The organism is uncultured Allobosea sp. (genome assembly GCF_945957345.1).
Lineage (GTDB): Bacteria > Pseudomonadota > Alphaproteobacteria > Rhizobiales > Beijerinckiaceae > Allobosea.
In genome coordinates this window covers 76,004-97,334 of record NZ_CAMFKW010000007.1, presented here as the reverse complement: position 1 = coordinate 97,334, position 21,331 = coordinate 76,004, and the positions used below count along the sequence as shown (strand labels likewise).

Sequence of the window (21,331 nt, the reverse complement as noted above, 5' to 3'; positions counted from 1 at the left end):
GACCGGAGATGAAGTCATGCGCCGCTGCACCTTCATTGAGCAAAACATCCTAAGACGGGCGATTGACAGATGCCAATCATGAACTCAAGATTGGCGCCAAAGTCAAGAACAGGGGATTGTTATGCGCAATAAGGCTTTCGCCCACCGGTTCGTCGCCGCCCTTGCTTTCGGGGTTAGCTCAACAGTCCTCATCGCGCCGGCGTCGGCACGCGGCCTGACCATCGCCCTGTCGAGCAACGTCAACACGCTCGATCCCGACAAGTCGACAACCGTCGGCACGGATCTCAGCGTCGCCGCGCACATCTACACGCCGCTCGTCGACCGCGGGCCGGACCTGAAACTCCGACCGGGCCTCGCCACGAAATGGGAAGCGATCGGCGACACGGCCTGGCGCTTTACGCTGCGCGAAGGCGTGACTTTCTCGAACGGTGAAAAGCTCGATGCCGAGGCCGTGAAGTGGAATGTCGAGCGTGTGCTCGACCCCAAGACCGGCGCACGCAACAAGCCCTGGTTCGCGGCGATCAGCGAGGTCAAGGCCGTCTCGCCTACGGTCGTCGAATTCGTCACCAAAGGCGCCTATCCCGACCTGCCTGACCAGATGTCGATGTTCCTCCTGATGCCGCCGAAATGGACCGGGGAGAACAATCCCTCCGTCGCGGCACTCGGCAGCGGACCTTATGAGCTCGTGCGCTTTGCCAGCGGCGACCGGATCGTGCTGAAGGCCCGTAAGGACTACTGGGGCGACAAGCCCGCGTTCGAGAATGTCACCTTCCGCATCATCCCGGAGGATTCCTCGCGGATCGCCGCACTCCAGGCTGGCGATGTCGATCTCATCACCGGCTTTCCCACCTCCGAGATCGCGCGCATCAAGGCGAGCGGCAAGGCCGATGCCAGCTCCGTCGCCGGCACGCGCGGCATGTTCATCAAGCTCAATGCCCTGAAAGCTCCCTTTAAGGACAATCCGAAGCTCTGGCGCGCGCTCAACCTCGGCATCGACCGCAAGGCCATCAATGACGGATTGCTCGACGGTCTCGCCGAGATCAGCGCCTGCCAGCCGCTCTCGCCCGTCTACTTCGGCTTCAACCCCGACCTGAAACCGGTGCCTTACGATCCCACGCAGGCCAAGAAGCTTTTGGCGGAGGCCGGCTTCGCCAACGGGCTGACCATGGATCTCGAGGTACCCACAGGGCGCTATATCCAGGCTTCCGACATTGCCCAGGTCGTCGCGTCCCAGCTCGGCGAGATCGGCGTCACCGTGAAATTGCGCGAGATGGAATTCGGCGCCTTCATGAACAAGTACATCGTCGGCAAGAACCTCGGCGATACCGCCTATTTCGGGCTGGGATGGCCGACGCTGGATGCCGGCGGGCTCCTGAACTTCTGGGAGAAGGAGAACCCGCAATCCTATTGGGACAATGTGAGCTTCAACGAAGCCGCGAAGGCGGCCCGCTCGACCAATGACGTGGCCAAGCGTACCGAGCTCTACCGCAAACTGACCAAGCAGCTCTGCGAGGACTCTCCCTCGATCTTCATGTTCTTCACGCCGATCACCTACGCCCAGTCCAAGGGCATCGCCTGGCAGGCGCGCGGCGACGACTGGGTCCGCGCGATCGATATCAAGACGCGCTGACAGCCACCAACACGACCCGAGCGACGGGCTTCAACAGCCCGCCAGCGCCACAGCCTTGCCTGAACCCCGATCAAACCGGATCGCGACCACGTCATGACCGTTCAAGACGAAACCACCCTGAAGCTGCGCGTCGGCGTCGATTCAGGCGGCACTTTCACCGATGTCTGCATGTTCGACGAGACGCATGGCGAAATCCATGTCTGGAAAGTGTCGAGCACGCCGCAGGACCCCTCGCTCGGCATCGCCGGCGGCATCGAGCAGGGCGTCACAGAAGTTGCCAAGGCAACCGGGCAGAAGATCGACGTCGTCTATTTCGGCCATGGCACGACGGTCGCGACCAATGCACTGATCGTCGGGCGCGGCGCCGAGACGGGACTGATCACCACCAAGGGTTTTCGCGACGTGCTGGAATTGCGCCGCCAGAAGCGCGATTCCCTCTACGACATCCAGACGCAGAAGCCGCGCATCCTGGTGACGCGCGACAAGCGGCTGGAAGTCAGCGAGCGCGTGCGTTTCGACGGCAGCATCCACACAGCCCTCGACGAGGAGGAGGTCCGCGCGGCCGCCCGCAAGCTCAAGGAGCAGGGCATCAGCACCGTTGCCGTATGCTTCCTGTTCTCCTTCATCGAGCCGGCGCATGAGAAGCGCGTCAAGGAGATCCTTGCCGAGGAGATGCCGGGCGCCTTCGTCTCGATCTCGCATGAGGTCGCGCCCGAGTTCCGCGAATACGAGCGGCTCTCGACCACGGTCGTGAACGCCTATCTCGGCCCAATCATGAAGTCCTATCTCTCGAAGCTGCAGCCGCGGCTTGCCGAGATCGGCATCGATGCCCATCCGCATCTGACGCAGTCGAATGGCGGCGTCATCTCCTCGGAGGTCGCGCAGAACTTTCCGGCCCGCACGGTGCTCTCCGGGCCGGCTGCCGGCGTCATCGGCGCGCTGTCGGTCGGCGGTCTTGCCGGCTTCGACAACGTCATCACCTTCGACATGGGCGGCACATCCACCGACGTCTCGCTGATCGACCGCGGTCGGCCGCAGATGTCGAACGACGCCATTGTCCATGGCTACCCGCTGAAGCTGCCGATGCTCGACATCCATACGGTCGGCGCCGGTGGCGGCTCGATCGCCCATATCGATGCCGGCGGCCTGCTCAAGGTCGGACCGCGCTCGGCCGCCGCCGATCCCGGCCCGGTCTGCTATGGACGCGGTAACGAAGAGCCGACGGTTACCGACGCCAATGTCGTGCTGCAGGTGCTGAACCCGACCCATCTCCTCAACGGCCGCATGAAGATCGACCAGGCCCGCGCCAAGGCGGCGATCGGGCGACTGGCCGACAAGCTTGGCCTCGGCGTCATGGAAACGGCGCAAGGCATCATCAGCGTGGTCATCGCCAACATGGCGAAGGCGATCCGCGTGATCTCGGTCGAGCGCGGCTATGATCCGCGGGACTATGTCATGCTTGGCTTCGGCGGCGCCGGCCCCATCCATGCCGCACGCCTCGCGCGAGAGCTCGATATCCCGCGCCTCGTCATCCCGAAATATCCGGGCATCATGTGCGCGCTCGGCCTGCTGCTGACCGACCTGCGGACCAACCTCTCGCTGACTCGCCTCCTGCCTCTGAGCACTGACGGCGTGCCGGGCATGGAGAGCGGCTTCGCCGGCCTGGAAGAGCGCGGGCAGGACTGGTTCGCCCAGGAGGAAATCCCGGAGGCACGGCGCTCGCTGCTTCGCTCTGTCGACATGCGCTATGGCGGCCAGGGCTACGAGCTGACGGTGCCCTGCCCTGCCGGTCCGATCGACGCCGACGCGCTGGTCAAGCTGCGCGCCGAGTTCGAGCGCATCCACAAGCAGGTCTATGGCTATATCGCCGCCGAGGAGCCGGTGCAGATCACGACGCTGCGTATCGAAGCGGTCGGTCTCGTGCCCAAGGCGGACCTCAAGGCCTATCCGCCTGCGACCGGCCCGGTCGAGGCCGCCGTCACGGCCCATCGCGAAGTCTGGCTGCCGGAAACTGGCGGCTTCACCAACTGCCCGATCTACGACCGCGCCCTGCTCGGCCCCGGCCACACGATCGCCGGCCCCGCCATCATCGACCAGATGGATTCGACCACGCTCGTCCTGCCCGGACAGACCGCGACCGTCGACACCCATCTCAACCTCATCCTCGAGGGCTGACCATGCTCGACACCGTCAAGACGCAGCTCGACCCGATCACCGTCGAGGTCATCGGCAGCGCGCTCACCACCATCGTCGAGGAAATGGGCAAGGCGATCATCCGCGCCGCCTACTCGACCAATATCAAGGAGCGGCAGGATTGCTCGACCGCGCTGTTCGACGCGCAGGGCCGCACCATCGCGCAGGCCGAGCACATCCCGGTCCATCTCGGCTCGCTGCTTGGCATCGCCGACCACGTCTTCAAGAACCACGATCTCTCGACCGTGCGCCCCGGTGACGTCTTCATCGGCAACGACGCCTATACCGGCGGCGGCACGCATCTCAACGATATCGTCTTCCTCGAGCCGATCTTCCACGCCGACAAGCTGGTCGCCTGGGTGACGAACCTCGCGCACCATTCCGACTTCGTCGATCGCGGCCACGCCCATATCTTCCAGGAAGGGCTGCGCATTCCGCCCGTGCGGCTCTATCGCGAGGGCGTGCTGCAGGAAGACCTGATGCAGCTCATCTTGCTGAACTGTCAGGTTCCGCGTGAGCGCATCAACGATTTCCGCGCCCAGATGGCGGCCAATCGCCTCGGCGTGCAGCGCTACCAGGCGCTCTGCGACAAATACGGCGCGGAAACCGTGCGCGCAGCTGGCGCGCAGGTGCTCGACTATACCGAGCGGCGCACGCGCGCCGGCATCGCACAGATTCCGGACGGCACCTACAGCTTCCGCCACGACTTCGACAGCAATCTCGTCGATGGCGTGATGGATCTGCAGGTCGTGATCGATGTGAAGGGCGAGGAGATCTTCGTCGATTTCCCGGACGCTCCGCCGCAGGTCCGGGCGCCGATCAACATGGTCTATACGGCGCTGTTGGCGACCGTGTATTTTGCCGTGAAGGCAATCGTCGACCCCGATCTGCCGGCCAATGCCGGCTTCCATCGGCCGATCCATGTCTCCGCGCCAATGGGTTCCGTACTGAACGCGACGCCGCCGGCGGCCGTCTACAGCCGCACCGATATCGGCCAGCGCCTCGTCGACATGATCTTCGCCGCGCTCGCCGGTGTCGTGCCGGAGCGGATCGCCGCGGCCTCCACCGGCGGCACGCTGCTGACGACCAGCGGAATCCATCCGCGCACCGGCCGCTTCTATGTCTATAACGAGATGCACGGCGGCGGCATGGGCGCGCGCGCCGACAAGGACGGGCTCGACGGCGTGCAGGTCAACACGACGAACACCGCCAATCTGCCGATCGAGGCGCTCGAGATCGAGCATCCAGTCATGGTGAAATGCTACGAGCTGGTGCAGGATTCCGGCGGCGCGGGCGAATACCGTGGCGGCATGACCTTGCGCCGGCGTGTCGAGATGCTCGACCATACCGCCCGCATCTCGGCCGGCGGCACCAACAGCATCGTGCCCCCTTTCGGCCTCAAGGGCGGCCAGGACGGCCTGACCGCGCGGGTCGAGCTTTCGCCCGGTGCCAAGCCGCTCGACCGTCGCGCCGGTATCCTCCAGCCCGGCGAATGGGTCGGCATGGTGGCGGCCGGCGGCGGCGGCTTCGGCGATCCGAAGAAGCGCGACCGTGCACTGGTCGAACGCGATCTACGCGAGGAGCGCATCTCGCGACAGGCAGCTGTCGAGATCTACGGGCTGAAGCTCTGACGAATGTCGTGACGATGGAGGCCGTCGGATGCCGCGCCACCTGACCTCCCGCCTCGGCGAGGGCCTGATCGCGATCTGGGGCGTGGTCACGATCGTCTTCGTCGTCTCGCGGTTGCTGGGGGACCCCGCCGTGCTCCTGCTGCCGATCGGCGCGACGGAGCAGGAATTGCAGGAGCTGCGCACGCAGCTTGGGCTCGACCAGCCGCTGCTTCAGCAATATCTGACCTTCCTTCTCCATGCGCTGAAGGGCGACTTCGGACAATCCTTCCAGTTCGCGCGCCCGGCGCTCGACGTGGTGCTCGAGAGGCTGCCGGCGACGGCGCTTCTGGCGGGCAGCGCCCTGGTGATCGGCGTTCTCGTCGGCGGCTTGGCCGGAGCACTGGCTGCGATCTATCGCGGCTCGGCGATCGAGGGACTGGTGCTGCTTGTCGCTCTGCTCGGCCAGGCCACGCCGTCCTTCTGGCTCGGCATCATGCTCATCCTCCTCTTCGCCGTGCAGCTTGGCTGGTTCCCGACGGGCGGCTACGGCGAATGGCAGAACCTGGTCCTGCCGGCCGTGACCCTGGCCTGCTTCACCACGGCCAGTATCGCGCGCCTGTTGCGCTCCTCGATGCTCGACGTGATGCGGGACGATTATGTCCGCACGGCCTACGCGAAAGGCCTCGCTCCCCGCCGCGTCTATATCTGGCATGTCGGCCGGAACTCCCTCATCCCCGTGGTCACGATGACAGGCATCCTGGCGGGCGAACTGCTGGGCGGCGCGGCCGTAACCGAGACCGTCTTCGCCTGGCCGGGCGTCGGGCGGCTGATCGTTCAGGCGATCGAAACCAAGGATTTCCCGGTCGTGCAGGCTGGCGTCGCCGTGGTCGCGACCATCTTCGTCGTAGTCAATCTCCTGGTCGACCTGCTCTACACCTTGATCGATCCGCGTATTCGGCAGGCGTCATGAGGATCCTCTCGTTCCTGCGCCGCCAGCGCGCGAACTGGCTCGGCCTCACCGGCGCAGCGCTGCTTGTGATCCTGCTCGCATTGGCCCTCGCCGGCCCTTGGCTCGGCCTGCCTGACCCCACGCGCGGCGATCTGCGCGCCCGCATGCTGGCGCCGACGATCTCCTGGGCCGGGCTCGGTGCCCATCCCTTCGGCACCGACCAGCTCGGCCGCGACATCCTGAGCCGCATCATCGCCGGCAGCCGCGTAACGCTGACGATCGCCGGCTCCGCCGTGATCCTCGGCGGCATCGTCGGCGTTCTGCTGGGGCTGGTCGCCGGCTATTTCGGCGGCTGGTACGATCGCGTGCTGATGAGGCTGGTTGATATCCAGCTCGCCTTTCCACTGATGCTGCTCGCCCTTCTGGTTGTCGCCGCGCTCGGCCCCAACCTGCACAACCTGATCGCAGTGCTCGCCCTGACGAGCTGGGTTCGCTACGCCCGCATCATTCGGGCCCAGGTTTTGACGGTCCGGGAGCGAGAATTCGTGCAGGCCGCCCTCGCCATGGGTGCCGGACATGCGCGCCTGCTGCTCCGGCACATTCTGCCCAATGTTCTGACACCGGCCTTCGTCGTTGCGACGCTCGAACTGGCGCGCACCATCGTGCTCGAAGCGGGGCTAAGCTTCCTCGGCCTCGGCATCCAGCCTCCATCGCCGAGCTGGGGCCGTATGCTCGCGGACGGACGCACTTACATCGCCAGCGCCTGGTGGATCATTACCCTGCCAGGTCTGGCGCTGATGTTGACGGTACTGAGCGTCAATCTGCTGGGCGACTGGCTTCGGGATTGGCTCGACCCGCGCGCCGATCGACACTGACTTTGATCAGCCCTCAAGCCCCATCCGGAGCACATTCCGGATAAGCGCCTGCCGTGTGGCGTCGGCGCTTCTCGGCATCCGAATCCTCCGCTAATCAGAGGCCTGCTGCAATCCACCCGACGCCCTATCAGAGAGTCTCATCATGCCGCACGATCATGCGCTGGAGATCGCCAGGATCACGGGCCACCCGGCTTTCAAGGCGGCGATCGGGAAACTCGACGCCGATCACGATCGGACCGTTGCCGACATCATCACTTTGACCGAGATTCCGGCCCCACCGTTCAAGGAAGACAGGCGCGCCGCCGCCTATCTCGAAATGCTGCGCGCGCATGGCCTGGAGGATGTCGAGCAAGACGAGATCGGCAATGTCATGGGCCTGAGGCGCGGTGCCGGCAACGGGGCTCTCATCGTGGTCGCCGCCCATCTCGATACGGTCTTCCCGGAAGGCACGGATGTCACCGTGCGCCGGGAAGGGACGAAGCTTTATGCGCCGGGCGTCGGCGACGATACCTGCAGCCTCGCCGTCCTGCTGGCTTTCATTCGGGCGCTGGATGCAGCCGGCATCCGCACGCGCAACGACATTCTTTTCGTCGGCGATGTCGGCGAGGAAGGCCTGGGCGACCTGCGTGGGGTACGCCACCTCTTCACGCAGGGGCGTTACCGGGACAGGATCGCGTCCTTCATCACCGTCGACAGCCCGCAGGTCGACAAGATCGTCGTCGGCGGCGTTGGCTCGAAACGCTATTCCATCCGGTTCAAGGGGCCGGGCGGGCACAGCTTCGGGGCGTTCGGCATCGTGAACCCGATGAATGCCATGGCCCATCTGGTTTCGGAGCTCGGCCGCATCCAGGTGCCGGAAACCCCGCGCACCACCTTCTGCGCATCGATCGTCGGCGGCGGAACCTCCGTGAACGCCATCCCCGAGGAAAGCTGGGTCGATATCGACCTGCGATCGGAATCCGCCGAAGAGCTCGCAAGGCTCGACGCGCGATGCCGTGAGATCATTGCCGAAGCCGTAGCGCGGGAAAACGCTGCTCGCTCGACCAGCGAAGGCGCCATTTCGGTCGAGATCCGTACTTTGGGGGACCGCCCCGCCGGAAACACCCCCAAGGATGCCGACATCGTCCGCTACGCGAAGGCTGCCTTGGAAGCGGGCGGGTTTGCGCCCCGCCTCGAAGCGTCCTCGACCGATGCGAACATTCCGATGAGCCTCGGCATTCCCGCGATCAAGATCGGTTCAGGTGGCACGGGCGGTCGGGCGCATTCGTTGGGCGAGTGGATCGATGTCGAGAAATCCGCCAGCTTGTCCGGCATGGTCGCAAGCCTCGCGACCATCCTGGCCGTAGCCGGCTTCGTCGAAGGCTAATCCCGATCGTTCGGTGCTGCTGGCTAGGCTCGGTCGCCTGGCGGCGCTTTGCCTGGCCCTTCCCGCTCAAAGCCTGGCCAGGCGTCGCTCGATCGCATCCTGGAGATGATACCAGCCGCTGACGATGGGCAGGAACCACGGCCGGCCGTCATAGAGCGGCACGGGAATCTCCGGGAAAGCAGGATCGTCGAACGCGCTCTTGCGATTTTGCTTCCCGAGCAGCTTCAGTGCCGACTGGTGGCCGAGATAGGTCATCAGCGCCACGCCGTTGCCATTGCAGCCAACGGCGAAGTCGATACCGCCTCGCTTGCCCATATGCGCGATCTTGTCGGCGGTCATACCGACCTTCCCGCTCCAGCAATGCGTGACCTTGTAGCCGGCAAGCTGCGGCCAGACCTTCAGCATCATCGCGTGCAGGCGCGGCGCCGCCTCGCGCTCGGGCAGGCTGAACATCCCCGGCCTGCTACCGAACAGAATGCGCGTCCCGTCCGGCGAGGGCCGCGAATAGATCAGCTCCCGCCTGGAATCCGTAATCATCCGCCGGCCGGGATTGATCTCGGCCATCAACTCAGGCGGCAGCGGTTCGGTCGCGATCTGGTAGCTGCGCACGCCTACGATCCGCTGGTGCAGAAAGCCGCTCGCCTTATCGCTATAGCCGTTGGTGCCGAAGAAGACATGGCGCGCGCGGACCATGCCGCGCCCCGTTTTGACATGCTGGAAGCCGTTTTCGAGCAAACCGACGTTGAGAACGGGCGCATGGGAGCGCAGCTTCGCGCCGTTGGCCCGGGCGAGTTCGCGCAAGGCGCGATGGTATTTCGCCGGATGCAGGCCGCCATAGTCGTCGATGACGATGCCGCCATGGTAGTAATCCGTCCTGGTCACCTCGTGCTGGCGCGATTTCGGGATATTGTGGACGGTGACGCTGGTATGCCGGGCCAGAAGTTCGCCCTGGCGAAGCAGCCGATCGTAATGGCCAGGCACATGGGCGCCGAAATAGCGGCCGAAGACACCGAGGTCGGCATCCAGTTCCTTCTCGCGGATCAACGTCTTGAGATGTTCGTAGGAGGAAAGCGAGTCCTCCAGGAGCCGTTCCATGCGCGCGGCGTCGACGCCCTTGATCGCACCGCCGATGACGAGCTTCTGGCCGCTGGAGACCATGCCGCCGGAGCGCGTGGAAGCACCGGCGCCGAGTTCCTCAGCATCGACGACCGTTACGTCGACACCGTTGCGCGCAAGCTCCGCTGCCGCAGAGAGCCCGCAATAGCCGGAGCCGACGACCAGCACATCGGTCTCTTCGGGCAAGGGGTCGCGCGCGGTCTCGGGCGGGGCGGCGTCCCACCAATACGGGTCGGTGGTGAATTGCGGCGCCAGGGCGTCGGACGGCTCAGCCATGGACGGCTTCTCCGAAAGGTCTGATGCTGGACAGGAAGGCGCGGGTGCGCTCCTGGCGGGGATCGCCGAAAAAGGCCGCGGGCGATCCTTCCTCGACGATCCGTCCCTCGGCCATGAATACGACGCGGTCGGCGACCTCGCGGGCGAAGCCCATCTCGTGCGTGACGACGATCATGGTCGTGCCCTCGCGGGCGAGGTCCTTCATCACGTCGAGGACGCTGCCGATCGTTTCGGGATCGAGTGCAGAGGTCGGCTCGTCGAAGAGCAGCGCCTTCGGCCGCATGGCGAGCGCACGGACGATCGCGACGCGCTGCTGCTGCCCCCCGGAGAGCGCGGACGGATAGTCGAGGGCCTTGTGGGCGAGGCCGACGCGCGCCAGCAGGGCCCGCGCCTCCTCTTCCGCCTTCGCACGCGGAACACCGCGCCGGCGCTCGGGCGTGATCGTCATGTTGCGCAGCACCGTCAGGTGGGGAAACAGCGAATAGTCCTGGAAGACCATCCCCACTTCGGTCCGCATCTGCTGCCAGGCGCTCTCATGATGGATGTCGACCGGCTGGCCGGCGATGTGCAGCGTTCCTTCGTTCGGCCGCACGAGGCCGTTGATGCAGCGGATCAGCGTGCTCTTGCCGGAGCCGCTGGGGCCGATCAGCACGACGACGCTGCCGGCCTCGACATCGAGATCGATGCCGTGGAGCGCCTGATGGGCGCCGAAGCGCTTGCCGATGCCGCGCAGGCTGATCAGCGGCGTGGCGCTCATGCGGCGAGCTCCCGCATCGCACGCTTCAGCTCCTCGCGTGCGGCTTGCAGGTCGCTGCGCTTGCGGGCGAGCGTGGCGCGGCGGCTTTCGAGCCGCGCCTGCGCCGCTTCGACAGACCTGGCGACGGCTTCCGGAGCCGGGCCGCCCGGCGCCAGCCGCGCAGCGACACTCGCCGCGGGGTCGAGGCTTTCGCGAACCTGGGTATCGGGAAGGCCAAGCGGCCGCCCAAGCTGCTCCTGAGCCGCCGCGTCGATCATATCGGTGGTGATTCCGTCGGCCGCCAGGCCCGCATCCATCGCCGCCCGGACCACGCCGCCGACCACGTGATGTGCCTCGCGGAACGAGAGATCGGCTTCGCGCACCATCAGGTCGGCGAGATCGGTGGCGGAGGCGAAATCCTCGGTGACGCGCCGCTTCATCAAGGCCGCGTTCGGCCGGGCCGTGGCAATGATGAGGTCGAAGAGCGACAGGCAGCGCAGCGTCTCCTCGCCGGCCTCCCAGACACCGCGCATGCCTTCGCGGTTGCCGTCGATCGTGTTGGTGAAATGCGTGCCCTTCACGGCCGTGGCCGAGGCGACATAGAGGCCGAGCACCTGGCCGGCCTTGCCCTTGAGATGTTCGAGCACGACCGGATTCTTCTTCTGCGGCATGATGCTCGACGTGCCCGTGACGCGGTCCGGGAACTCGATCGTCTGGAACTCGTGCGAGACCATGACGTGGTAGTCCTGCGCGACGCGGCTCCAGCCCAGCGCGATCTGGGTCAGAGCGGACAGGATCTCGAGCCCGAAATCGCGGGTCGCGACCGCGTCGAGCGCGTTCTCGACGAGACCGTCGAAGCCGAGCGCGCGTGCCACCGCGTCGCGGTCGATGGCGAAGGTCGTTCCGGCGAGCGCGCCCGCTCCCAGCGGACTGATATTGGTGCGGGCCCACGCGTCCATGAGGCGGCCATGGTCGCGTTCGAGAGCCTGCGCGACGCCGGCGAGGTAGAAGCCATAGGTCACCGGCTGCGCCGGCTGGAGATGCGTATAGCCCGGCATCACCACGTCGCGGAAGCGGAAGGCGCCGTCGAGCGCGTGTTCCTCGACCGAAAGCAGCGCCTGGCTCGCATCGAGCAGCAGGTCGCGGGCGCGCAGCCTGTCGATCGCCGCGGTCAGGTCGTTGCGGCTGCGGGCGATGTGCATGCGCCCGCCGGCCTCGGTCCCGATCAGCTTGATCAGATGCGCCTCGAAGTTGAAATACGAATCCTCGCGCTGCGGATCGAGTTCGACGACCTCGGGCCCTTCCTCCTCCATGCGCAGCAGGCCGGCGGCAAGCGCCTTGGCCGTCTCCGGCGAGATCAGCCCGCAACGGGCCAGCATCAGCACATGAGCCTGATTGAGATCGCTCATGTAGCTGAAGACACTGCGGAAATCGCGATCTAGGCGCGGGGCGTAGATGTGCTCGCAGACCTCTTCGGCGACACGTTCGGTCAAGCGGCGGCTGACTTTCGATTCCATGACGGCTTCCTCGGGATGCAGGCGGGGTGCGTTTGTGAAGATCAGGGCAGTTGCGCAGCAGGCTGGGCGACGGGGATCGCCCCCGGCCTGGCCTGCGGGCGGTCGCGCTTCAGCCGGCGTTCGAGCCAGCGACCGAACCAGGTCAGCGTCGAGCAGATGACGAAATAGGTGAGCAGGACCGCGGCGTAGACGGTGAAGGCCGGGTTCCAGCCCTCCATCATCGTCGTGCGCTCGACGATGATCTGGCCGACCTTGAAGAACTCGTTCACGCCGACCAGCGCACCCAGCGACGTCGCCTGCACCAGCAGCGTGAGCAGCCCCACGAAGGGGGGCAGGATGGCCCGCAGAGCCTGCGGACCCGTGATGAAGAGATAGATCTCCCAGGTCTTCAGCCCGAGCGCGGCCGCGCTCTGCCATTGATGCTTGGGAACGGCGTTGAAGCCGCCGCGGACGATCTCGATGCCGTTGGCGCTGCCCCAGACCGAAAGGCCGACCGTCACGGCGGCGAAGGGCGAAAGCTCGAGCCCGAAGAGCGGCGCCACGAAGAACACGAAGAAGATGTTCACGATCAGCGGGATGTCGCGGAAGAGCTCGACATAGACCTTCACCAGCACGCGCAGCCAGCCGAAGCGCAGCGTCGCCAGCGTGCCGAGCACGAAGGAGATGATCGTTGCGAAGAACAGCGTTGCCAGCGCCAGGCCGAGCGTCATCGCCAGGCCTTGCAGGATGAAAGGAAGGTTGCGGATCAGCAGGTCCATCGCCGTCTCCCTCAGGTCCGGAACGGCGTGTTGAGCCGGTATTCGAGGCGGCTCGCGAGGAAGGAAAGGAGGAGGACCAGGGCGAGGTAGATCACGCAGATGGCGGTGAACATCTCGATGGTGCGAAAATCCATCGAGATCCGGTCGATCGCGACATAGGTCAGTTCAGCGAGGCCGATCGCCTGGAGATAGGATGAATTCTTCAGCAGCGAGATCGAGGTGTTCAGCATCGACGGCAGACCGACGCGGATCGCCATCGGGGCGGCCACCAGGCGGAAATAGCGCCAAGGCGACAGGCCCAGCGAAAAGGCGGCCTCCCGCAGGCCCTTGCCGACGGTCTCAAGCCCGCCGCGGACGTTCTCGATCTGATAGGCGCCGGCCCAGACCGTCAGGCACAGGACGCCCGACCAGAACAGCGAGAGGCGCAGGCCAAGCCCCGGCAACCCGTAGAAGATGAAGAAGAGCTGCGCGAGCAGCGGCGTGTTGCGGATGAACTCGACATAGCCGACGACCAGCTTGTCGAGCACGGGCACCTGAAGCACGCGCGCAGCCGCGCCGAGCACGCCGACGGCGATGGAGAGCACGATCGAAAGCGCGCTCACCTGCACCGTCAGCCACAGGCCGCGCATCAGCGCCGGCCACTGCGCCGTTAGATAGGCGACGTCGAATTCCATGGCACGCGCTCCTCTCGCTGCCAGGCTGTCGGGTTGCCGGGAGCGGTTCGCTCCCGGCGCGCGGTCGCGTTCAGCGCGCGTTCGGCTTCGGCTTGGTGAAGGCCTCGACATAGAAGGGCCGGATCTCGGCCGGGATCCACTTGTCGACCCATTTCGCATAGAGGCCCTCGGCCTTCATGCGATCGAGGGCGGCATCGACATAGGCCAGCCATTCCGGCTCGTTCTTGCGCACGCCGACCGCCGCGTCCGAGACGGCGAAGGACTCGCCGACCAGGCGCAGGCTCGGGTCCTTCGCGGCGATGACGACGAGCGTGGCCGCATCATGCGTATAGGCATCGCCGCGGCCCTGCTTCAGCGCCTGCAGGGCATCGGAGGCCGTGTTCAGCCGAAGCCCTTCGAGCTTTGGCATATTGTCCTCGAACCATTTTGCCTGGGTCGAGCCCTTGAGCATGATGACGGTCTTGCCGGCGACGTCGTCGAGCTTCTTGATCGGGCTGTCCTTGGGAACCAGTATGTCCGAACCGCCCCAGCGGTAGGGCTTGGAGAAGTCGATCACGCGGGCCCGCTCCGGCGTGATGCCGAGCGTCGCGATGAGGATGTCGACCTTCTTGCCCGCGAGCTGCGGAATCCGGTTCTCTGCGGTGACGCAGGTCAGTTCGATCTTGTCGGGCGAACCGAAAGCCCAGGCGGCGATCTGGATCGCCATCTCCGTCTCGACGCCGGCGAATTTTCCGGTTTCATCCTTGTAGCCGTAGGGTGGCTGGTCGCAGCGCACCCCTGCCTTCAGGACGCCTGCGGACTTGATCGCCTGCGGCAGCGCCGGCAGGCCCTGGGCCTGGGCTGCGACCGAAAACGTGAAGGCGGCGGCTGCGAAAGCCGAGAGCGCCGCGAGGCGCGAGGCGAGCGTGGTCATCCGTTTTCCCTCTGTTGGACCGATGGATCGGTTCTCGGTGGTGAAGCGCCGGTCGTTGCCGGCTATGTGCGCCGCTTCCGAAGCAGCGTCGTTTCGGGGCTCCGAAGCCCACCCGGGATCGCCGGGGTCGCGCAGGCCAGAGCCCGTCAGCACGATGACCGCATGGCGGCCTGCAAGCGCGCCGTCCTGCGCGAGCTTTGCCGCAGCCGCGAGCGCCGAGGCGGCCGAAAGCTCGGCATGCAGTCCACAGGCCGCAAGCCGCTCCTGCGCTGCCCGCGCCGCAGCATCCTCGATCGGGATGGCGCGACCGCCGCTGGTCCGCAGCGCCTGGACCGCCTGCCATGTCACGGTATTGCCGGCGATCGAGACTTGCGCCGTCCGCCCTTCGAAGGACCCGCGATAATCGGCACCGGCGAGAACCTGCGCGAGCCGCGGGAACGGTTCCGCGGCGACCAGCATCGGCATGATGCCGCCGGCCTCCTCGAAGCCGAAGCGGATGCCGGACAGCAGATCGCCGCGCGAACAGGGAACGATGACGAAATCCGGCTTGCCCGCGACAGCGAGCTCGGCCGCAATCGTCTTGTACCCATCTACGCCGAACGGATTCGTGCCGATGGCGGGAACCTTGTAGTTCGTAGCGGCGAATGCGCCTTCGCCAACCCGCTGCGCCAGGTGATGCCAGCGCGCCATGCTGTCGCCGAAACTGGCGAGCGTCGCACCATGCGCAGCGATGGCTCTGCGATAGCTTTGCGGCAGCGCATCGGTTGCCGCGATTTCGGCGGCCAGGCCGGAGCGGGCGGCATAGGCTGCGATCGAAAGCCCGCCATTGCCGCTCGACGCCGCAACGACAGAGCTTGCGCCACGATCGAGAGCCCGCGCGATGAGCTGGGCGCTCATCCGGTCCTTGTGCGAGCCGGTGGGATTGCACCATTCGAGCTTGGCGGAAAGCCGACCGAGCTTCAGCTCCTTCGCCAATTCCGGCAGCTCGACGAGCGGCGTGTCGCCCTCACCCAGCGAAAGCGCCGCCGGGTAAGGCAGAACGGCACCGGGCGCGCCGGGCGCATAGGTCAGCCGCAGATTTGAGGCATGCCCCTCGGCCGCGCAGCGCGGGCAACCCGCCTCGTAATCCGCGACCGGCCAAGGCGCGTCGCAGCGCAGGCAGGTCATGCCGGTCAGGCGGGACGTCGCTGCGATGGTCGGGCGCGGTGACATGGCCAAAAGTATTGTCTTGGTCGGCTATCTGGTCAAATCTCAGTTTTTCGACCTTCTATTCACCTGTGATATGAGTATGCCGATGAATCTCCGACAGGTAGACGCTTTTCGGACCATCATCCTGCGCGGCTCGATGACAGCCGCGGCGCTGGAACTACGGACATCGCAACCCAGCATCAGCCGCCTGATCGCCGAACTCGAAGCCGAGCTCGATCTGAAGCTGTTCGAGCGGAAAGCCGGCCGCATCCAGCCCACGCAGGAAGGCCTGGCCTTCTATCGCGAGGTCGAGCGCAGCCATATCGGGCTGGAGACGCTCTCTTACGCAGCCCGCGATATCCGCAACTTCGGCTCTGGCCGCTTGCGCATCGCGGCGATGCCGGTGATGGCGCTGGGCTTCGTCCCGCGCTGCATCCGTCGCTTCAAGGAGCGCTTTCCGCAGGTGAGCATCTCGCTGCAGATGGGCCATGACGGCACGGTGACGCGTTGGATGTCGTCATCCTATTGCGATATCGGTTTCGTCGCGAACGTGATCGACATACCGCGCGTGGAACATCGCCCGCTCTATGTGATCCCGGGTGTCTGCGCCTTGCCGCCAGAGCACCCGCTCGCCAAGCGCGATTGCATCAAGGCCAAGGATCTCGAAGGCGAGGCCTTCATCTCGCTGTCGATGGAGGATGGTGCGCGGGCCCGCGTCGACCGCATCTTCCAGGATGCCGGAGTACGGCGTCATCTAGCGATCGAGACTCCCTTCAGCGCGGCGATCTGCGCACTCGTCGAGCAAGGGCTCGGCATCGGCATCGTCAACCCTATCGCCGCCGATGACTACAGGCACAGCGGAATCGTCTTCCGTCCCTTCAAGCCCGAGGTGATGTTCCACGGCCACGCGATGTTTCCGAACCACTATCGCACCGACCCTCTCGTCGACGGCTTCCTGGCCGTCGCGCGCGAAGAGCTAGCCGGTTACGAGGCGACGGCAGCGCGCCGCGCGGAAAGGCCCAACCGAAGGGGTGCATGACGGTGCCTACGAGCGTCGATTGGACGAGCGATCGGGCATGCCGTCGCCGCTGCGCCATGTCCGGTCGCTGGGCAGCCGACGCCACGACAATGCCGGAAAGCGGCCCTTCTCAATGTCGGCTGGGGGCCAACTCCGTACGTCGACATGACAACTGCTGATATCCCAAGCAGTCGCAGCACGCGCTTCTTCACTTCTCCCTGTGCCTGCCCAACTCTTGGTTCGCATCAGGCATGACCAGGTCCGTATGACTCACTCCAAGAGCCTGCGCCAACTCACATAGCGTTATGATGGTCGGGCTGGAATACCACGCTGGGCAAGGCCAAGTAGGTGATGGCTTTTCCACATGCTGGGAACCAACTGGTTCACCAATCCGCCGGCAACGCGTCCTTGGAATCGAGATTGCGGCCTCTTCCCGGGATCTCGTGTCGTAGCGCGGACTGGTGGCCGAGACAGGTCATCAGCGCCACGCTGCTGCCATTGCAGCTAATGGCGAAGTCGACGCCGCCCCGCTTGCCCATATGCGCGATCTTGTCGGCGGCCGTCCCGACCTCCCCGCCCCAGCAATGCTTGACCTTGTAGCCGGCAAGCTGCGGCCAAACCTTCAGCATCATCGCGAGCAGGCGCGGTGCCGCTTCGTGCTCCGGCAGGCTGAACGTCCCCGGCGGGCAGCCGAACAGGATGCGCGTCCCATCCGGCGAGGGCCGTAAATGCGCTTCAACTCTCTCAGCTGGCGGATGTTCTCGCAGAGCTTAGCTTGCGAGCTTCGGCCATGGGCGTGCGGGACCTCGCATCTCCTCGAAGGCCTGGGCGAGACGCAGGACGCCGAGATCGTCGAAGGACTGGCCGATGATCTGCAGGCCGATCGGCAGGCCACCGCTGGAATAGCCGCAATTGATCGACAGCGCCGGCTGGCCGCCCATATTGGCCGAGACCGTAAAGGCGATATGCTCGAAGGGCCGCTGCGGATCGTTGAAGGGCGAGGCCCATTCGGCCGGATAGGACGGCTCCGGCGCCGTCGGCGAGATGATGAAATCGACGTCCCTGAGCGCGCCATGGAGAGCGTTGCGCATCGCCTCGATCTGGGCGAAGCCGGTATAGACGTCGCGCCCCGAGAAGTCCTTGGCCGTCACGATCCAGTTGAAGATATAGGGCAGGATCTTGGCCTGCTGCTCCGGCGGCAGACGCGAGACGTCCTCATAGCCCCGTGCCCGCCAGAAGCGGTCGAGCCCGTCGATCATGGCTCGGGTCAGGAAGGGCTGGATCGGCACGATGGTCGCGCCGGCATCGGCGAGGATCGCGGCGGCGCTCTGCACGGCCGCGAGCGTCTCGGCGCCGACGGCCTGGCCGAAGCCCGCATCCAGCCACAGGCCGATCTTCAGGCCTTTCACCGAGCCGGCAAGGTTGAGCCAGTTGAGCTCCTGATAGGGGATCGCCATCGTGTCGCGGCAGTCCGGCTTGGTCAGCACCGACATGTAGAGCGCGGTGTCGGCGACGGTGCGCGTCATCGGCCCGGCGGCCCGCCCGATGAAGGGCGGGTCGATCGGCAGGCGTCCAGCCGAAGGCTTCAGGCCGACGAGACCGCACCAGCCTGCCGGCAGGCGGATCGAGCCGCCGATATCGGTACCGATATGCAAGGGACCGTAACCGGCGGCGGCCGCCGCAGCAGCACCGGCGCTGGAACCGCCTGGATTGGCCGAAAGGTCCCATGGATTGCGCGCCAGCTTATGGAAGCTCGACAGGCCGGAGGACAGCATGCCGTAATCGGGCATGGTGGTCTTCGCGAAGATGACGCCGCCGGCCTCGCGCGTGCGGGCCGAGGGCGGCGCATCGGCCGCCGCCGGCACCAGCGTCACGGCCGCGGTGCCCAATGGGACCGGCGTCCCCTTCGTCGCGATGTTCTCCTTGATCGTGACGGGCACGCCGTCGATCGCGCCAAGCGGCTCAGCCCTCATCCAGCGCGTCTCGGACTGCTTCGCGCTCTCCCGCGCGGCCTCCGGGTCATAGGCCCAGAGCGCGTTGAGCTGCGGCTCCCAGGCGTCAGCGCGCGCGATGACGGCGTCGATCACCTCGACAGGCGAAAGCTTGCGGGCGCGATAGGCGTCGACGAGTTCGACGGCCGTCAGATCAGCAAGGTCGGTCATGGGGCAGCTCTCAATCGTATGCAGCGCACGCAATTGTTGTTGCCGGTTAGATCGACCGGCCGCCATCGACATCGAGCGCGACGCCGGTGATCATCGAGGCCTGCGGCGAGGCGACGAAAGCGGCGGCTTCGGCCAGGTCTTCCGGCTTCAGCAGGCGGCCGAGCGGGATCGAGGCGCGGAAGCGCTGCCGGACTTCTTCGGTGTCCTCGCCCATGAAGGTAGCGAGCAGCGGCGTTTCGCCGGCCACCGGATTGAGCGCGACGACGCGGATATTGAACGGCGCGAGCTCGATGGCGAGCGCCTTGGTCGCCGAGACCACCCAGCCCTTGGTCGCATTGTACCAGGCGAGATTGGGACGGGGCCGGTTGGCGCCGGTCGAAGCGATGTTGACGATGACGCCGGCGCCATTCGCCTTCATATGCGGGAGCAGACCGTGGGTCATGAGATAGACGCCGCGGATGTTCACGCCGACGACGCGGTCGAACTCGGCCGGCTCGACCAATTCGGCATTCTGCGGCTTGTGGCCGATGCCGGCATTGTTGACGAGAATGTCGACGCGGCCCCATTGCGCCAGCGTTGCGGCGATCGCGGCGTCGACATCAGCCTCCTTGGCGATATCGGCGGTGACGGCCACGGCGCTGTCGCCCAATTCCCTGGCGACCCGAGCAGCAGCAGCCGCATCGCGGTCGAGCACCGCGACCTTCGCGCCGCCAGCGACGAAGCGCCGTGCGATGCCCTCGCCGAAGCCTGAACCCGCGCCTGTGATGAGAGCGATCTGACCGTCCAACGACACGTGAACCTCCGGGACAAAACTATTCTTGCACGGGCCGAACGCCAGCTCGCGGGAAGAGGGTGATGGATGACAAGCGGTCGAGGCGTTTCCGCAGCGCCGGGCGCCGCGGGAGCAGCCTCACCCGTGAAAGATCGAGATCGTCTTCATGCTGGCGAAGCCGTAGAGGGCCTCAAAACCCTTCTCACGGCCATGGCCCGATTTCTTGACGCCGCCGAAGGGCAGCTCGACGCCGCCGCCGGCACCGTAATTGTTGATGAAGACCTGGCCGGCCTGCGCAGCGCGCGCCATGCGCAACTGCCGGCCGCCATCGCTCGTCCAGACGCCGCAGACCAGCCCGTAAGGCGTGCCGTTGGCGAGCGCCAAGGCCTCTTCCTCGGTATCGAAGGGCATGATCACCTGCACCGGGCCGAAGATCTCTTCCTGCGCCAGCCGGTGATCGGGGGGCACGTCGCGCAGCAGGGTCGGCGCAACATAGGCGCCTTCCGCCGGCGCATCGGCAACGATCGTGCCCTCCGCCGCGACCTTCAGGCCGTCCTTGCGTGCGACACCAAGGAAATCCTCGATGATCGCCTTCTGGCGCTGGGAGACCACGGGACCGACGGAGAGATCGGCTTCGGCCGGCCCCACCTTCAGCGCACGGTATTTCTCGCTCATCCTTGCGATCACGTCCTCATAGACCGAGCGCTCGACGAGGATGCGGGAGGAGGCCGAGCAGGTCTGGCCGGCATTCTGGATGCCGGCATTGATCAGGAACGGCACGGCGCGATCGAGATCTGCATCGGCGAAGACGACCTGGGCCGACTTGCCGCCGAGTTCCAGCGTCACCGGCACCGCGTTGCGGGCCGCGGCGGTCTGCACCATCTCGCCTGTCCGGGCCGAGCCGGTAAACGAGATGTGGTTGACATCGGTGTGCGCGGAGAGCGCCGCGCCGGCCTCGGCGCCGAAGCCCGTGACGATGTTCAGCGCGCCGGCCGGCAAACCTTCTTCCTGCGCGATCCGCGCGAATTCGAGGATGGTCAGGCAGGCTTCCTCCGCCGGCTTGACCACCGCGGCATTGCCCATGGCCAGCGCCGCGCCGAGGCTGCGGCCGAGGATCTGCATCGGATAGTTCCACGGGATGATATGTCCGGTGACGCCGTGCGGCTCATAGATCGTCAGGACGGTGAAACCGTTCTGATAGGGAATGGTGTCGCCATGCACCTTGTCGGCGGAGGCGCCGTAGAACTCGCAATAGCGGGCGAGCGCGACGACATCGGCGCGCGCCTGCGTCAGCGGCTTGCCGACATCGCGCGCCTCGATCTCGGTCAAGAGGTCGATATCGCGGAGCACGCCGGCCGCGATCCGGGTCAGGATGCGGCCGCGCTCCGTCGCGGTCAGGCGCCCCCATTCGCCAGACAGCGCCTGCCGGGCAGCGGCGACCGCGAGATCGACATCCTCCCGTCGGCCGCGCGCCAGCCTGGCCAGAACCTGGCCGGTCGAGGGATTGCGCACGTCGATATGCTCTCCGTCGACGGCATCGCGCCATTCGTTGGCGATGAAATTGCGGTAGGTCTTCAC

The 21,331-nt window shown here is 65.9% G+C and carries 17 protein-coding genes; 7 read left to right on the top strand and 10 right to left on the bottom strand.

What is annotated here, in order from left to right; genetic code table 11:
* Positions 1–121: 121 nt before the first annotated feature.
* From Q0Q36_RS05505 to Q0Q36_RS05480, 6 genes are all read left to right on the top strand, one after another.
* Positions 122–1,630, top strand: coding sequence for an ABC transporter substrate-binding protein (locus Q0Q36_RS05505; protein ID WP_293796211.1), 1,509 nt, complete (start codon positions 122–124; stop codon positions 1,628–1,630).
* Between the two features lie 93 nt (positions 1,631–1,723).
* Positions 1,724–3,805: a hydantoinase/oxoprolinase family protein gene (locus Q0Q36_RS05500; protein WP_293796210.1), complete on the top strand. Its 2,082-nt coding sequence runs from the start codon at positions 1,724–1,726 to the stop codon at positions 3,803–3,805.
* Between the two features lie 2 nt (positions 3,806–3,807).
* Positions 3,808–5,454 carry a hydantoinase B/oxoprolinase family protein gene (locus Q0Q36_RS05495; protein WP_293796209.1) on the top strand — a complete coding sequence of 549 codons (1,647 nt, stop codon included), beginning with the start codon at positions 3,808–3,810 and terminating at the stop codon, positions 5,452–5,454.
* A 28-nt stretch (positions 5,455–5,482) separates the two neighbouring features.
* A complete protein-coding gene (locus tag Q0Q36_RS05490) occupies positions 5,483–6,403 on the top strand; it encodes an ABC transporter permease (protein ID WP_293796207.1) in 921 nt (306 codons plus the stop codon).
* Positions 6,400–7,257, top strand: coding sequence for an ABC transporter permease (locus tag Q0Q36_RS05485; RefSeq protein ID WP_293796205.1), 858 nt, complete (start codon positions 6,400–6,402; stop codon positions 7,255–7,257). Before Q0Q36_RS05490 ends, Q0Q36_RS05485 begins: the two co-directional genes overlap by 4 nt.
* 142 nt (positions 7,258–7,399) lie before the next feature.
* Complete coding sequence (locus tag Q0Q36_RS05480; RefSeq protein ID WP_293796204.1) at positions 7,400–8,623, top strand: M20/M25/M40 family metallo-hydrolase; 1,224 nt, start codon at positions 7,400–7,402, stop codon at positions 8,621–8,623.
* Between the two features lie 66 nt (positions 8,624–8,689).
* Here the strand turns inward: Q0Q36_RS05480 and Q0Q36_RS05475 are convergent, their stop codons facing one another.
* From Q0Q36_RS05475 to Q0Q36_RS05450, 6 genes are all read right to left on the bottom strand, one after another.
* On the bottom strand, positions 8,690–10,015 hold the full coding sequence (locus Q0Q36_RS05475) for an FAD-binding oxidoreductase (RefSeq protein WP_293796202.1): 1,326 nt from the start codon (positions 10,013–10,015) through the stop codon (positions 8,690–8,692).
* A complete protein-coding gene (locus Q0Q36_RS05470; protein WP_293796201.1) occupies positions 10,008–10,772 on the bottom strand; it encodes an amino acid ABC transporter ATP-binding protein in 765 nt (254 codons plus the stop codon). Before Q0Q36_RS05470 ends, Q0Q36_RS05475 begins: the two co-directional genes overlap by 8 nt.
* On the bottom strand, positions 10,769–12,268 hold the full coding sequence (gene argH / locus Q0Q36_RS05465) for an argininosuccinate lyase (RefSeq protein ID WP_293796199.1): 1,500 nt from the start codon (positions 12,266–12,268) through the stop codon (positions 10,769–10,771). The genes Q0Q36_RS05470 and argH overlap by 4 nt, the downstream gene beginning before the upstream one ends.
* Before the next feature lie 41 nt (positions 12,269–12,309).
* Complete coding sequence (locus tag Q0Q36_RS05460) at positions 12,310–13,026, bottom strand: amino acid ABC transporter permease (RefSeq protein WP_293796197.1); 717 nt, start codon at positions 13,024–13,026, stop codon at positions 12,310–12,312.
* 11 nt (positions 13,027–13,037) lie between these two features.
* Positions 13,038–13,700: an amino acid ABC transporter permease gene (locus Q0Q36_RS05455; protein WP_293796195.1), complete on the bottom strand. Its 663-nt coding sequence runs from the start codon at positions 13,698–13,700 to the stop codon at positions 13,038–13,040.
* Between the two features lie 70 nt (positions 13,701–13,770).
* Positions 13,771–15,825 (bottom strand): pyridoxal-phosphate dependent enzyme, encoded by a 2,055-nt coding sequence (locus Q0Q36_RS05450; protein WP_293796192.1) that lies wholly within the window; start codon positions 15,823–15,825, stop codon positions 13,771–13,773.
* 82 nt (positions 15,826–15,907) lie between these two features.
* Between Q0Q36_RS05450 and Q0Q36_RS05445 the strand changes: the two genes are divergently transcribed.
* Positions 15,908–16,840: a LysR substrate-binding domain-containing protein gene (locus Q0Q36_RS05445; RefSeq protein ID WP_293796191.1), complete on the top strand. Its 933-nt coding sequence runs from the start codon at positions 15,908–15,910 to the stop codon at positions 16,838–16,840.
* Positions 16,841–17,202: 362 nt separating this feature from the next.
* Here Q0Q36_RS05445 and Q0Q36_RS05440 read toward each other — a convergent pair whose 3' ends face one another.
* From Q0Q36_RS05440 to Q0Q36_RS05425, 4 genes are all read right to left on the bottom strand, one after another.
* Entirely contained in the window at positions 17,203–17,451 is a 249-nt protein-coding gene (locus tag Q0Q36_RS05440; RefSeq protein ID WP_293796189.1) for a hypothetical protein, read from the bottom strand.
* A 138-nt stretch (positions 17,452–17,589) separates the two neighbouring features.
* Positions 17,590–18,981: an amidase gene (locus tag Q0Q36_RS05435; protein WP_293796187.1), complete on the bottom strand. Its 1,392-nt coding sequence runs from the start codon at positions 18,979–18,981 to the stop codon at positions 17,590–17,592.
* A gap of 46 nt (positions 18,982–19,027) precedes the next feature.
* Positions 19,028–19,774, bottom strand: coding sequence for a glucose 1-dehydrogenase (locus Q0Q36_RS05430; protein ID WP_293796185.1), 747 nt, complete (start codon positions 19,772–19,774; stop codon positions 19,028–19,030).
* A gap of 117 nt (positions 19,775–19,891) precedes the next feature.
* On the bottom strand, positions 19,892–21,331 hold the full coding sequence (locus tag Q0Q36_RS05425; RefSeq protein ID WP_293796183.1) for an aldehyde dehydrogenase family protein: 1,440 nt from the start codon (positions 21,329–21,331) through the stop codon (positions 19,892–19,894).